This window comes from Nocardia terpenica, assembly GCF_013186535.1.
Taxonomy (GTDB): Bacteria; Actinomycetota; Actinomycetes; order Mycobacteriales; family Mycobacteriaceae; genus Nocardia; species Nocardia terpenica.
On record NZ_JABMCZ010000005.1, the window covers coordinates 954,132 to 967,826 of the forward strand.

General features: G+C 68.2%; 15 protein-coding genes and 1 pseudogene. 6 read left to right on the forward strand and 10 right to left on the reverse strand.

Annotation, left to right across the window (positions count from 1 at the left end; genetic code table 11):
- The first annotated feature begins 602 nt into the window (after nucleotides 1-602).
- Both HPY32_RS40080 and HPY32_RS40085 read left to right on the forward strand, forming a co-directional pair.
- On the forward strand, nucleotides 603-1,148 hold the full coding sequence (locus HPY32_RS40080) for a GyrI-like domain-containing protein (protein WP_373686714.1): 546 nt from the start codon (nucleotides 603-605) through the stop codon (nucleotides 1,146-1,148).
- A 296-nt stretch (nucleotides 1,149-1,444) separates the two neighbouring features.
- A pseudogene (locus HPY32_RS40085) lies at nucleotides 1,445-1,879 on the forward strand (nitroreductase family deazaflavin-dependent oxidoreductase).
- Nucleotides 1,880-2,426: 547 nt separating this feature from the next.
- On the opposite strand, the gene HPY32_RS40090 reads toward HPY32_RS40085, so the two are convergent.
- Nucleotides 2,427-3,011 (reverse strand): VOC family protein, encoded by a 585-nt coding sequence (locus HPY32_RS40090; RefSeq protein WP_067587457.1) that lies wholly within the window; start codon nucleotides 3,009-3,011, stop codon nucleotides 2,427-2,429.
- A gap of 590 nt (nucleotides 3,012-3,601) precedes the next feature.
- On the opposite strand from HPY32_RS40090, the gene HPY32_RS40095 reads away from it, so the two are divergent.
- A complete protein-coding gene (locus HPY32_RS40095) occupies nucleotides 3,602-4,033 on the forward strand; it encodes a hypothetical protein (protein WP_156674416.1) in 432 nt (143 codons plus the stop codon).
- Nucleotides 4,034-4,483: 450 nt separating this feature from the next.
- Nucleotides 4,484-5,389 (forward strand): esterase/lipase family protein, encoded by a 906-nt coding sequence (locus HPY32_RS40100; protein ID WP_067595712.1) that lies wholly within the window; start codon nucleotides 4,484-4,486, stop codon nucleotides 5,387-5,389.
- A gap of 6 nt (nucleotides 5,390-5,395) precedes the next feature.
- On the opposite strand, the gene HPY32_RS40105 is transcribed toward HPY32_RS40100, so the two are convergent.
- The gene (locus tag HPY32_RS40105; RefSeq protein ID WP_067587448.1) at nucleotides 5,396-5,968 is read right to left on the reverse strand and encodes a hemerythrin domain-containing protein; all 573 of its coding nucleotides are present in this window, start codon (nucleotides 5,966-5,968) and stop codon (nucleotides 5,396-5,398) included.
- A 253-nt stretch (nucleotides 5,969-6,221) separates the two neighbouring features.
- On the opposite strand from HPY32_RS40105, the gene HPY32_RS40110 reads away from it, so the two are divergent.
- Entirely contained in the window at nucleotides 6,222-6,779 is a 558-nt protein-coding gene (locus HPY32_RS40110) for a DUF7144 family membrane protein (protein ID WP_309247575.1), read from the forward strand.
- Nucleotides 6,780-6,874: 95 nt separating this feature from the next.
- Nucleotides 6,875-7,702, forward strand: a complete 828-nt coding sequence (locus tag HPY32_RS40115; protein ID WP_067587445.1) for a nucleotidyltransferase family protein — start codon at nucleotides 6,875-6,877, stop codon at nucleotides 7,700-7,702.
- A gap of 3 nt (nucleotides 7,703-7,705) precedes the next feature.
- Here HPY32_RS40115 and HPY32_RS40120 read toward each other — a convergent pair whose 3' ends face one another.
- From HPY32_RS40120 to HPY32_RS40155, 8 genes are read right to left on the reverse strand one after another with little or no spacing between them, the layout of a single operon-like run.
- Nucleotides 7,706-9,457, reverse strand: coding sequence for a glycoside hydrolase family 15 protein (locus HPY32_RS40120; protein WP_067587442.1), 1,752 nt, complete (start codon nucleotides 9,455-9,457; stop codon nucleotides 7,706-7,708).
- Between the two features lie 56 nt (nucleotides 9,458-9,513).
- Nucleotides 9,514-11,319: a complex I subunit 5 family protein gene (locus HPY32_RS40125; RefSeq protein WP_067587438.1), complete on the reverse strand. Its 1,806-nt coding sequence runs from the start codon at nucleotides 11,317-11,319 to the stop codon at nucleotides 9,514-9,516.
- Nucleotides 11,319-11,666 carry a sodium:proton antiporter gene (locus HPY32_RS40130; RefSeq protein ID WP_067587435.1) on the reverse strand — a complete coding sequence of 116 codons (348 nt, stop codon included), beginning with the start codon at nucleotides 11,664-11,666 and terminating at the stop codon, nucleotides 11,319-11,321. The genes HPY32_RS40125 and HPY32_RS40130 overlap by 1 nt, the downstream gene beginning before the upstream one ends.
- Complete coding sequence (locus tag HPY32_RS40135) at nucleotides 11,663-12,394, reverse strand: MnhB domain-containing protein (RefSeq protein ID WP_067587432.1); 732 nt, start codon at nucleotides 12,392-12,394, stop codon at nucleotides 11,663-11,665. The genes HPY32_RS40130 and HPY32_RS40135 overlap by 4 nt, the downstream gene beginning before the upstream one ends.
- Entirely contained in the window at nucleotides 12,391-12,633 is a 243-nt protein-coding gene (locus tag HPY32_RS40140) for a hydrogenase subunit MbhD domain-containing protein (protein ID WP_067587429.1), read from the reverse strand. Before HPY32_RS40140 ends, HPY32_RS40135 begins: the two co-directional genes overlap by 4 nt.
- Nucleotides 12,630-12,926: a monovalent cation/H(+) antiporter subunit G gene (locus HPY32_RS40145; protein ID WP_067587426.1), complete on the reverse strand. Its 297-nt coding sequence runs from the start codon at nucleotides 12,924-12,926 to the stop codon at nucleotides 12,630-12,632. Before HPY32_RS40145 ends, HPY32_RS40140 begins: the two co-directional genes overlap by 4 nt.
- Nucleotides 12,919-13,182, reverse strand: a complete 264-nt coding sequence (locus HPY32_RS40150) for a monovalent cation/H+ antiporter complex subunit F (RefSeq protein ID WP_067587423.1) — start codon at nucleotides 13,180-13,182, stop codon at nucleotides 12,919-12,921. Before HPY32_RS40150 ends, HPY32_RS40145 begins: the two co-directional genes overlap by 8 nt.
- On the reverse strand, nucleotides 13,182-13,688 hold the full coding sequence (locus HPY32_RS40155) for a Na+/H+ antiporter subunit E (protein WP_067587420.1): 507 nt from the start codon (nucleotides 13,686-13,688) through the stop codon (nucleotides 13,182-13,184). The genes HPY32_RS40150 and HPY32_RS40155 overlap by 1 nt, the downstream gene beginning before the upstream one ends.
- Between the last annotated feature and the right edge of the window lie 7 nt (nucleotides 13,689-13,695).

The following is a 13,695-nucleotide window of genomic DNA, read 5'->3' on the forward strand; positions in this document are numbered from 1 at the left end:
GTCGGGCCAGCCGCGACGACAGTCGAGTCCGAATTCGCGGCCTTGCGCTACTTCGCGCTGGCACCGATCACAGTCACGGCGAGCAGGACGCCGCCATCGCCGCACCGAATTCGGCCGCATCCTTCGAAACGACACGATCGCCGCAACCCCTCACATCGAGTATTGCGACGACCGCGTCAACCCAAGCTGCTGACAGCTTGTCCATCTCAAGAGCGCCTCAGGAGTAAAGACACCCTGTGGCGCCGGGGGAGATACGCCTACGGTATGCCGACTTAACACTGCAACTGCACTCGCCCGGTTCGGTACTGTAGTTTCCCAGGTGATGCTGGAACATGTTGTGGCTGTATATGATTCGTTGTGTGATCGGATAGATGACCAGTCTCGCCTGGCTGAGCCACGGGTCAGGTGAGTGATCGTGTGTCGGGCGCTGGCCCCGATTTGGAGCATGGGTAGTTTGTGCAGCACGACGTGTGCAGACGAGACATAGCTGGCCGCCTGCCATACACCGCTGACCAGGAGAGCTGAACATGTCACCCTACGATCCGAAACGGGAACTCAAACAGCTGTACGCACCGAGGAATCGGGCATGGGAGCTGGTTGATGTGCCCGAGCAGCAGTTCCTTGCCGTCGATGGTGTCGGAAACCCCAACACCGCAGCCGAATACGCGAGTGCGGTGGAGGCCCTGTACACCGTCGCATACACGCTCAAATTCGCAAGCAAGCGCGGTGAGGGACGGGATTTCGTGGTTGCTCCCCTGGAAGGATTGTGGTGGGCGGATGACTATGAGGCTTTCACGATCCGGGCGAAGGACACCTGGCATTGGACCATGCTGATCAGCCAGCCGGAGTGGATCACCAAGGACATGGTCGAGAACGCGAAACAGGCCGCGCTGGCCAAGAAGAAGCTGCCCCGCATCGCCGACCTGCGTCACCACACATTGCAGGAGGGTCGATGTGCCCAGGTGCTGCACATCGGCTCCTACGACGACGAGGCCCCGCTGCTGGCCGAACTGCACCAGAACTACTTGCGCGCCAACAGGCTCCGGGAAGCGGGACTGCACCATGAGATCTACCTCAGCGACCCGCGCAAGACCGATTCCGCCAAGCTGAAAACTGTTCTGCGGCAGCCGGTAGCGGCGCTGGATTAATCGGACTCTGGTCGGTGGTGACCGCGACGGCGGCAGTGCGGGCCACGGCGTCGCCAGCGTGACCGGGGCCGGATGTGATCGACGGGACTGAGCCGAGTTAGCACGAACGCGATCAGCAAGCGACGGATCTCCGGCAGAACGATCATGCCCCTCCTCGGAAGGTCGCTGATTCGCGGCAACGGTCTCACTGCGGGCAGGCAAGAGTCTCGGCCGCCCGATGGCTCTGCATGAAGTGCGCCGTCACGTACGTTGATGGCGCGGGAATAAGGCGCGTGCAATGAAAGTTGATAACACGTATGGCAATCGAAACCGCAGAACTGAGCCCCACGGGATGGGTGCAGGACCAGACGAAGAAGATCCTCGAGACCGGAACCACGGAGGGGATCGAAGTGCTCGGGTCTCCAGTGGTATTGCTGACCCTGCGCGGCGCGAAGACCGGCAAACTGCGCTACACCCCGGTGATGCGGGTGGAACACGACGGCAAGTACGCGGTGGTGGCATCCAAGGGCGGCGCCGCCGAGCACCCCACCTGATACCACAACATCAAGGCGCACCCCGAGTTCCCGCTCCAGGACGGCACCACGACGAAGAACTACGTCGCACGTGAGATCGAGGACGCCACCGAGCGAGCCGAGTGGTGGGACCGCGCGGTAGCCGCCTACCCGGCCTACGCCGACTACCAGAAGAAGACCGACCGCCAGATCCCGGTGTTCGTACTCGAGCCAAAGTAGCGAGTGAGCCGACGACCCACGTCGATCACAAGCGACGAAAAGCAACTGTGCCTTCGCTCGAAAGGCACAGCTGCTTCCGGTCGACCTCTGACGGATTACCCCGGGAGGGTGCCGCCCTGCGCGACAGTGGAATTCGCCGCGCAGGCCGTCTCATGAACTGCGCGGACCGGGCACGCTACTGCACGAGCAGTGGCTGACCTTCCGCCCGGACTAGAAGGCGTTCGCGCCCGAGGTCGCGGGCTTCGCTGCCATCCGGCCTGACGCGACAACCATGATGGACAACAGATCCGGCGGCTACCTCGCCGCCCGCGCCGCCGCCTTCGAATATCGGCTGGCAGCCAATACCTTGTACTACGATCTTCAATGGAGACGGGGCTCCGCGATCTCCCCGCCGGGAGTCGTCGATGCTGCTCGGGCAGGGTGAGATGAGCCAATACCGTGATCGTCAAGTTGCTATCTGGTAGCCATCGAACTGTATATGAGTACTGTACAGTTGTACATAATCGAAGTGCGGTGACCGGCGTGTACATGTCGGCGGTCGCCCGCTTCACATACCGGGGGTGGAGAACACCGTGAATCGGTTGCCGTTCGGGTCGAGGATGCGCGAGTAGACCAGCCCGTCCGGATTGGTGTCCGGGCCGAATTCGACTACGGCTCCGAGGCTTTCGGCGAGTTCGTTCACCTCGGGAACGTCACCGACCAGGAACGAGGGGATGAGGTAGTCGGCACCGTCTGCTCCGAGGTCGTACATCCCTCCGGAGGGCCACTCTTTGCCGGTGAAGATGTTGTAGTACTGCTTGCCGCCCGCGGTGTCGTCGAATTCGAAACGCCAACCGAACGCCCGGGTGTAGAAGGATTGCGTGGCCTTGTGGTCGGTGGTTCCGACCTCGAACCAGGCCATCGAGCCCCGTGCCGGTTTGGCGGCGGCTTGGACGATGTAGTCCTCCCCCACTTCCACGCGTTCCTCGAATCTTTCGCTGGTGCTGCGGGAAAACAGCGAGAAGGCATTGCCCTGCGGGTCGGCGAGAACCGCGAACCAGGTCACGTCGCCGACCTGAGTGGCGGGAATCACCACGGTCGCACCGAGTTTCGTGAGCCGGGCGACGTCGGTGGACAGGATGGACGTATCCAAAGGTAGAGGGCCAATAGGTCACTGACTGACCTGTTGATGCGTCAGGATGTTGGAGACTGAAAGCCGTTCAGGTAATTGGCACCCGATCCGCGTTACGGAACACCGTGCTCGGCAATATATTCCGAAAATACCGTCACCGCACCAGGATCCACGCTGATCTACGCCGACCGCATTCACGAACCCGGACCCACGGCGACGAAGAAGAAGGGCAGGCCGGTGGATCCGTGGTCGTCGGGCAAACATCGTCGCCACGACGGCAACGTCCAGGTGCTCACCGCCTCGGATGGCTGGCCACTGTGGACCTCGGCGTATGCCCCGGCCGCACCCACGATGTCACCGCGCCGCGCACCCACCCCGGCCTGCTGCCCGCCCTCGAGACCTGGCTCGGCGAGGACCGTGCGGCGAATCAGTCTGTGCCCCTATCGGATCGGCGCTATTGTCGCCGTCGATGCGACACTGGAAGGGTGTATTTTTCAGGGCGCTTGCCGCCCGGGGAGTTTTGGGCTCGTTACGACGAGGCGGAAGGACGGATTCGCTCGGAAGCCGCTGCCGTAGCGCTATTTCAGGTTGCGGACTGGGGAGGGCCAGTCATGTTGGGCGAATGGGAGTATCACGACGGGCAGTTGGCTGTCGTAGGTCTACTGCACGGAAATCCCGATTCGGATGGGCCTGTTGTTCAGGTACGGACCACGACCAACGACACGATGAGCGATCTAATCGGCTTGCGTATGCGGTTGCTCGGCCCGGCGGGTGATGAGGATCGACTGTGGCAGACCCTGAGTGCCATGACAGCAGATCCCGGCATTCCGGCGACAATCCCGATCGACTCCAAAGAAGTGGACTTCAGCATTTGGCAATGGACGGATCGGTGGTGGGCGACAGCCACCTACGCCGGACATGGCATTGTGATCGAGGCCGAGCGGATCGACATCGATGCACTTGCGCTAGCCAGAATCGAAGACATCGAGCCGTATTTGATGGGCCGTCGCGAATGGTTACGGCAGCGGCGCGGTGAGGCATGAGCAAAGCTGTTGGCCTGCGCCCATGCACTCTCGCACAGCACAGGTCGCGAGGACCGGTCGTGGAGTAAGGGGACCAATGCCGCCAGCCGCGCAACGTCGTCGCCGGACCGACAAGCCGCGTCGGGAAGTCATTGCGGACAGCACCCGTTCCGGCCTGACCGGTGGGCAACGATGTCGCCGCCTCGGAGATCGAACTCCGGGCAGCGACATCGACCATTCGGTGATTCTGGCGTCAGGAATCTGCATTATCCGGACTTCGCCGGGCGCGGCATAATGTCGCCGCTCATGGGCGCGTCGGCGCGGGGGCCGCCGACGGCCCGGGGTTATCGTTCTCGGTAGCCGGGAGGTTGGAACTCCGGCGAGCTGTTCCGAAGTCGTGGCGATGCATTGCGGTAACCGGAAACATCGAATCGATGCAGGGAGCTTGTCGTGCGCCGAACCTTTCTCGCGATGACGGTCGTAGTGATATCCATGGTTGCCGGGCGCGCGAATGCGGAGCCGTTACCCGTGCCGTATTCGCTGACGGCGCTTGCCGCGTCCGCGGTCACCGCGACCGCGCCATTCGACCCACCGGGCGGCAACGACTGGCACTGCGTACCGAATGCCGCGCATCCGCGGCCGGTGGTGCTGGTGCACGGGGTCGGCGGGAACGGCGAGGACAGCTGGCAGAGCTATTCCCCGATGCTCTACAACGAAGGCTATTGCGTCTTCGCGATCACCTACGGTGCCCTGCCCGGCGCGCAAGGACCGTTGGCGGGGGTGGGCGGGCTCGTCCCGATCGCCGAATCCGGCGTGCAGCTACGGGAATTCGTCGATCGGGTGCGCGCGGCGACCGGCGCGGCTCGGGTGGATATGGTGGCCTGGTCGGAGGGCACGCTGGTCGGCGCCGACTACATCCAATTCGAGGGCGGCTCCGAGGCGGTCGAGCAGGTGATCAACCTGGCGCCGATCTGGCAGGGCACTCAGATCGCGCAGCCCCTGGTGTCCGCGCTCGAGGCAACCGGCACCTACGACGCCACTGCCGCCGCGTTGGCACCCGTCTGCGCATCGTGCGTGGACATGCTGACCGGCTCCGCGTTCATCACCCGGCTGCAAGCCAGCGGCGTCTACGCCGACCGCGTGCGCTACACCGACATCGTCACCACCGCCGACCGCGAGGTCATCCCCTACACCAGCGGCGTCCGCGCCGCACCCAACGCCACCACCATCGTGCTCCAGGACATCTGCCCGACCGACCTGTCCGGCCACAACGGCCTCTCCGAGGACCGCACCGTCGGCGCGCTCATCCTCAATACCCTTGCCCCGGAAACGATCACGCCCATCCCCTGCCAGCCGACCATGCTGCCCTATGTCTGATCCGGCCTACGGCAACCGGGACCGGTCCCGGCGCATCGTGTCGACGAGCCGATCCCACAGCGCCGCAACGGGAGCCACGGTCCAGCGGGCGAGGCCGGAGCGTCGTGCCAGGGGGTGCGGGCGGGTGGGGGCCAGCGACTCGGCCGTGAGCAGTGACCGGCCGAGTTCGCGGCGGTCGGCGGCGGGCAGGGAGCCCAGCCACACGAACTCCTCCTGTTCCTCCCGGGCGCAGTGCAGGCCCGCCGCCGCGGCGAATTCACCGAAGTCCAGGTGGAATCGGGGATCGTCGGCGCCCAGGGCGCACAGCGCGGCGAGCGCGCGTTCCAGGTCGTTCTCCTCGGCCATGAGGTGATCGACCACATGGCCGGGGATCCCCGCGCTCCGGGCGGCCGGATGTGCCACGCGGTGTTCGGCGTATTCGTGCGCGGCGAACAGCCGGACCAGATCGTCGAAGCGGCGCGGGATCGCCCGGCCGCCGGACTGGATCCGGTCGAGCAGATCATGGATTCGGCGATGCCGATCCAGCAGCACCGCGACCAGATCGGCGGTCGGCTCCTGCCCGATGAATTCGTGTCGCATCCGATACTCCTTTTCCCGCAGAACGGCCGACGCTTCCCGGCTACCCGCGCCACCCGAGCCCAACCTTGCGCGAGACGAAACAAACTGTGCGCCAAAGCGAATGGCACACGATTGCGCCTGGTCGGTTTCCGTGCGATTCGGAGACGGCCGAAGGGGTAGGCCGAGGATGTCCGGCAGAGCCCGCGCAGGGCGAACCCGAGCCGCACCGGTGCGGCAAATCATGTTCGCAGCAAAACGAACTCAGGGAGGAATGATGTCCGACCCTACAACGCCCACCACCACAACGCCCACCACCTCGACCCCGGCGCCCACCACCACATCCCCGGCACCGCCCACTCCGGACCGCACCGCCGACACCGCGGCCGGGCCGCGAGCACACCGTGGTCACGTCGCGCACCTCGAGAGCCGGGCCGCGATGGTAGGCACGATCGCGGCCGCGGTGCTGTTGGTCGTCGCCGGGGCGGTGCAGATCCTGGAAGGGGTCTCGGCCGTCGAAGCCGACGACATCATCGTGGTCGGCCCGCAATACACCTATCAGTGGAACTCCACCGGCTGGGGTGTGGTCCACATCGTGATCGGCGCGCTGCTCGTGGTCGTCGCCGGGGCATTGTTCACCGGGCGGATCTGGGGGCGGGCCATCGCGATCGTGCTCGCCGCCGCGTCGATCGTGGCGAACTTCCTCTGGTTGCCGCACAACCCGTGGTGGTCCGTCCTCGTCATCGCGCTGGACGCCTTCCTGATCTGGGCCGTGGCCACCTGGCACCACCACGCTCCCGCCGCTGCCGCACCCGCGCCGCTCACTCGTGAGTGACGAGCCGTAGCCCGATCGTGTCCGCGCTCGGTCATGTCCGGCGCGACTTGCCGCACTGCGCGATTGGCGGGGCCGCGGGCGGGTAGAACGCCGACATGACCACGGACATCGATCGGTTGCTGCAGACTCTCACCCGGGTGGTGAACGCCCTGCTCAGCGAGGAGGTACCGTTCGCGGTGGCGGGCGGGTGCGCCATCTACGCCCGCGGCGGCCCGGCCTCCGACCACGATGTCGACATCTTCGTCGAACCCGCCCACGCCGCCCGCGCGCGGCGGGCGCTGGTCCGCGCCGGGCTGCGGGCGGCCGACCCCGCCGAGGATTGGCTCACCAAGGCGTATGACGGAGAAACCTTGGTGGACTTGATATTTCAGCCCAATCACCGACCGGTCACCGCGGCCCTGCTCGCGCGGGCGACCACGCTGCGCGTCGGCCCGACGATGGCCCCGGTGATCAGTGCCACCGACCTGATGGTGGACAAGCTCATGGTCCTGGACTCGCACCGGCTCGATTTCGCCGGACTGCTGCAGGTCGCACGCGCGCTCCGCGAGCAGGTCGACTGGCAACGGGTGCGGGAGGAGACCGGAATGTCGCCGTACGCCAAGGCATTTCTCGGTCTGCTCGACGACCTGCACATCAGCCACGAGGACGCCTCCCGGACCGTCGCCCCCGCCGGTGGCCTCCTCCCCCAGTATCTCGAGGCGAACCTCCGCCGCGCCTTCGCCGAGGACCCCCGGACCGCCGAACTCGGTATCGGAGTCGACATTCAGGGCGACGCGGTGGAATTGCGCGGCGAGGTCGACACCGCGCACCGGCGGCGGCAACTCGAGGACATCGTCCACGAGCAGGCACCGAAACTCCAGGTGTACAACAGTATTCGCGTGACCGATCGCACCGCCCCGACCACCGGCGAGCGGCTCGACTGACCGTCACCCGTCACCGCGTTCACGCAGACCGGACAGGCAGACGGCCGCTTCCAGCAGGGCCGCGTGCACGAACGCCTGGGGCAGATTGCCGCGGAGCTGGCGCTGGGTCACGTCGAATTCCTCGGCGAACAGCCCGGGCGTCCCGCACGCGGCGCGGTTGCGCTCGAAGAACCGCATCGCCGTCACCGGCCGCCCGAGTTGCGCCGCGGCGATGGCGGTGGTGAACCCGCACAGCAGGAACGCGCCCTCGCACACCTCCAGCGGCCGCTCGTCGTGCCGATACCGGTAAACGTAGAAGTCGCTGCACAATTCGTCCTCGACGGCGCGAAAGGTGTTGGCGTACCGCGGATCGTCGACGGGGAGGGCGCCGCGGATCATCGGAAACAGCAGCGCCGCATCCACTCCGGGATGCCGGGGACCGCGCTGCCAGCGCCCCTCGGGGTGCAGGCCGGTGCGCGCCGCCGCGGCGAGCAGCGTGTCGGCCAGCGCCGAACACGCCGCGGTGTCGACCCCGGTCGACGGGCAGGACGCCGCGGCCCGCAGGCCCGCGGCGCAGGTCAGCCGCGAATGGGTCCACAGCTGGTCGTCGAGCTCCCAGATGCCCGCGTCGGGGCGGCGGTACCGGTCGGCGATGGCCGCGACCGCCACCTCGACGGCGCGGCGATGCTCGGCCGACAGTCGATCGTGGCGGCCCGCGGCGGCGAACAGCAGCAGCGCCTCGCCGAAGGTGTCGAGCTGGAACTGCCTGCGCGCCCGATTGCCCACCACCGGGCGGGCTCCCGGGTACCCCGGCAACTCCAGCTCCCGCACCGCGGGCACCTGGCGGCCCGCCACCGTATACGCGGGCAGCACATCGGGGCCGTCGGCGAGCAGGCGCTCGGCCGTGAAATCGACCGCGGCGTCCAGCAGCGGATGCGGCCCGACCGCGGCGACCGCCTGACCGGCCAGGCATTGGTCGCGAATCCACACGTACCGGTAGTCGTAGTTCTCGTTCTGGTCGGCGCGCTCCGGCAGGCTCGTCGTCGCCGCCGCGACCATGCCGCCGCTGTCGGCGGTCATCCCCCGCAGGACCGCGAACGCCTGGCCGGCGTCCCGGGCCGCCACGCACCCACCCAGCTCGGGCACCTGCTTCGCCCACGCGGATTCCGTTTCCGCCCATAGGAATTCGGCCTCGGGCGGCCGCTCGGGCAGGCGGGTGTCGGACAGTTCGAGAACCAGATCGTGCGATTCGCCCGCGGGAACCGACAGACGCCCACTCCAGTACCCGTCGTCGGTGACCGTCATGGCGGCCGCTCCCGTCCAGCGCACCCGGATCGGCCCCGTGCGCGCATGCCAGACACCGTCGCCGTCGCGGTGCGGGGCCGTCATCGGCCGTGCGCCGAAGGCCGCGGCGGGCCGCAACACGATATCGACCTCCGCGGTCTCGTTCACCGCGACGATGCGGCGCAGCAGCACCGCCCGGTGCGCCTGTCCCGGAAAGGCCAGCGCCTCACGGCATTCGATCACCGCCGACCCCGCCACCCACCGCGAACGCCAGATCAACGTGCCGGTCTCGTAATAGCCGCCCCACACGAACCGGTCCGCGGGCGCGACCGCGTACACGCCGCGACCACCCAGCAGCGTGGCGAAGACCGCGTCATCGTCCCAGCCGGGCACGCACAGCCACGACACATCGCCCCGGGGGCCCACGAGCGCGCCACGCTGGCCGTCCGCCAAGAACGCGTACTCCCGCAGCACGTGCGGGGCGAAGATCATATCCGGGCCCACGACTGTCCGATTACCACGCCGACGCCCGGATAACCACCGACCGGTCAACCCGCGATCAGCGCGGCGATGACCACGCTGCCGACCACGAGCCAGGCGGCGTAATCACCGAGATGGCCGCTGTGGGCGCGATGCAGGACGTGGACCACCGCACGAACGGGCGAGCGGTCCGGCACCCGGGACCGCGCCCATCGCGGCGGGGTCAGGGTCACTGCCGCGAGCGCGGCGGCGAGCAGAGCCGACACCGCGCCGAGCACGATTCCCACTGTGGTCCAACCGATTTCGGGACCGACCACCGGTATCGCGGCGATGCCGTGCAGCGCCTGCCCACGGTACCGGTCGCTGGCGCCGAACTCGGCGGCCGCGGGTCCGAGCCAGCGGCCGACGGCCGGTAAGCCGAGCAGTCCGGCCACCGCCAGCAACACCACGACGGTGCCGACCATGGTGACCGGGGTGCGGCCGCGCGCGGTCACGACATCCGGGTATTCGTGGGCGCCGGTGGTCTCGTCCGCCTCGTCGTCCTCCCGCGGCGGGGCGCCCACGCCGAAGAACACCCGAAGCCCCACGCGCAGCACCGCCGCACCGGTGGCGGCGGACACCACGACCACGAACCCGGCGAGCGCCACGGAGTGACCGGACTCCTCGAGCAGCGCCTTACCCAATCCGGCGCCCGAGACCGGCAGCCCCGCCAGCAGCAGCCCGGCCAGCAGGAACAGCGCGCCGAGGGCGCGGTGGCGGCGGGCCCGCCGATACAGGCGGTGCTCGTCGAGGGATCGATACCGCGCCAGCAGGATTCCGGTCATCAGAAACAGCGCTCCCTTGACGGCGGCGTGTCCGGCCAGGTAGAGCGCGCAGGCGGCGATCCCGGTGGACGACAGCGCCGCGACGCCGAGCAGGAACAGGCCGATGTGCGCGATGGTCGAATACGCGAGCATCCGCTTGATATGGCGTTGCAGCAGGCACATCACGGTGCCGAGCGCCGCCGTGATCAATGCCAGGACCAGCATCATCCGATGTGCGGCGGCCCGCGTGATCGCGGTGTCGAAGACGGTCCAATACACCCGGGCTAGCCCGTAGATCCCCAGGGGCGCCATGACTCCGGAGAACAGCACGCACACCGGTGCGGGCGCCACCGCGTGCGCGTCGGCGAGCCAGAAGTGGAACGGCACGATCGCGGCCTTCACCAGCCATCCGGTGGCGATGAACGCAAAGGCGATGGCCACCACCGGCTCTCGGCCGTGATCGTGCAGCGCGGTGCCCAGCTGCGGCAGGCCGAGCTGTCCGGTGCGCGCGTACAACAGCGCGATACCGAACAGGCAGATGTAGGCGCCGAGGGAGTTGACAACCGCGAAATTCAGTCCGCCCTGGACGGATTCGGGTTCCTCGATCCGTAAACCGGTCAGCGCGTAGGCCGCGACGCTCATGAGTTCGAAGAACACGAACATGTCGAACAGGTCGCCGGTGAGGGTGAATCCGGTCATGCCCGCCGCGAACAGCAGTATCAGGGCCGGGTAGTGCGCCTGCAGATGGTCGAAATAGCGCCAGCCGAACACCAGCGCGAGCGCGGTCAGCGCGGCGATCGCCAGCGTCAGGGCGGCGGCGAGCCGATCGGCGACGAGCACGATGCCGACGGTCGCCTGCGCGCTCGGTTGCCAGCCCCCGGCCCACGCGACGACCAGATCGCGATTCGTGGCGCACAGCAGTGCCGCGGCCACCACCACCCCCGCGACCGCGACACCCGACGCGAGCAGATCGACCGCGCGGCGCGGCAGGAATCGCCCGAGAGCCAGCAGCAGGCAGGCTCCGGCAATGGGTACGGCGATGGCCGCCGGGGGCAGCGCGGCGGCCGTCATCAGCCGCGCAACGCGTGCAATTCGTCCGGGACGACGGTGCCGTGCCGGGCGGCGACCTGGACGACCAGCGCCAGCAGCAGTGCGGTCACGGTCGCGGAGACGACGATATCGGTCAATGCCATCGCCTGCACGACGGGATCCACCACCGGGGAGCCCGGCGGATTGCTCGAGCCGAAAATCGGTGCGGTGGCGCCGCTTTGGTAACCGATGGCCAGCAACAGCACATAGGTGCTGGACTGCGCGACCGACACGCACACCACCGTGTGCACCAGATGCTTGCTGCGGACGACGCCGAAAAGCCCTGCCAGCAGCAGCCATCCGGCGACCAGATACGGAAACACGGTCATGGCGAACCCTTCTCGGACGAGACGTACTGATCGAGGAACTGCGCGAGCAGCACGACGACGCCGCTGCCGACCGCGACACCGACCGCCGTGCTGAACAGCGGCACGGTGCCCGCCGACGCCAGTTGCCCCGTGCGGCCGAGCGGCAGCGTGTTGGCGAGGAATCCGGCGCCGGTCACCGATCCGGCCGCCCCGAGCGCGACGACGGCGCCCAAACCGCTCGCCTCGCCGAACTCGTACCAGGCCAGCGGGCGGATCCGGCGCAGGGCGTCGTAGTCTCCGGCGACGTAGAGCAGATGCAACCCGGTCGCCAGCACCACCCCGCCCTGGAATCCCCCGCCCGGGGTGAGATGCCCGTGCACGACCACATCGGCGCCGATCATGAGGGTCACCGGCAACAGCAGGTAACCCGTCATCCGGGTGGCGGTCAGCACCCGGGCCGACCGGCGGTCCTTCGCCGGGCGGCCGGGCCCGCGCAGCAGGGTGGCCGCGCCGACGACCGCCGCGACGAGAATGGCTTCCTCCCCGAGGGTGTCGAGGCCGCGCTGATCGAAATTGATGGAGGACACCACATTCGGGGTGTGCTGTCGCTGTGCCAGCGCGACGGTGGCGTCACGATAGGGGTGGATGTCCGTGCCGAACGACGGAATCCGCAGCGCGGCAACGAGCAGCAGCGCGGCCATCGCGGTGGCCCCCAGCGCGAACAAGGCCATGCGCGCGCGGGTGCTCATCGGCGTTGCCGCTTCCGGACGACACGGACCGCGAGCAGCACCATCAGCGGCACGACCGCGGAGCCCACCGCGATCTGGGACAACGCGACATCGGGCGCGCCCAGCAGCAGAAAAAGCGGCGCGAGCAGGACACCGTAGACGGCCAGCGACACCACCTGCCGCCGTGGATCGCCGATGCACACCACGAGGGTCGCCGACAGCGCGACCAGGACGAGCGCGGCAACGAGCAGCGGGGTCATCGGGATCGCGCCTCCGTATCGCGGCCGGTCGGCGTGTTCAGCTTGCCGATGGCGGCGGTCAGCACCGGGGTGGTGAGCGCCGACAGCAGGGCGATCCCCGCGACCGTCAGCGCCGTGAGTCCGGGCCCGGCTTGCAGCAGCACCGCGAGCGCGATCAACGGCCCGCTGATCGAACTGATCATCCCCGGAAAATGTAAGCGCGCGTGCAGATTTCGTGCTCGAAGCGTCGCCAGTGCGGACACCACCGCGACGGCGACGGCGAGCCCGAGCAGTCCCGCGGCGGCGTCACCCATCGGATTCTCCCGTCAAGCGGGTGTAGACCAGGGTTCCGGCGAAGGTCAGCAGCACCAGAACCAGCGGCACGATCAGATAGTCGGGACGCGAGACGCCGAGGCTGATGGCGACCAGCGTGAGGCCACCGGCCGACCCGACCAGTTGCAGTCCGATGATCCGCGCGGGCGCCGAACCGCGCACCGACAGCCAGATGCCCGGCGGGATCGCACCGACCAGCAGCACGAAACCGGCGGCGAGCCAGAGGCCGGGCCACATCAGCGGTCCTGGTGTGCGCGGGATCGGCGCAGCCGCAGCGACATTCGAGTCGCCGGGAGCGGAAACGCGTGCACGACAAGCAGTTCGCGGTCGGCGCCGACCACCACCGCGCCGGGCGTGGCCGAGGTCAGCACGGTGGTCACCGCCGCGCGTCCGGCCCGGCGAGATTCGGTCGGTTCGCGCGGTAGCGGCAGCGCGGCGAGTCGCCCGGTGGGTCGGCCTCGTGCGGCCAGGCGCAGCGCGCCGACGGCGTCGGCGACGATCGCCGGAATCAGCAGGGCCGCGGCCCGCAGCGAATCCGGCGGCGGCCGCCAGCTCCCCCGCACCGCGCGCCGGGCCGCGCGGGCGGCGGCAGCGCAGGGAATCGCACACACCCCGGCCGCGACGAGTTCCTGCCCGCTGAACGAGGTCAGTGTCGCCAGCCAGATCGCGACGCAGATCATCCACCAGGTCGCGTGCTCGGCGATCGCGGGCAGGCGGCGTCGGAGATCGTCCGCGTTGTTCATCGTCGGC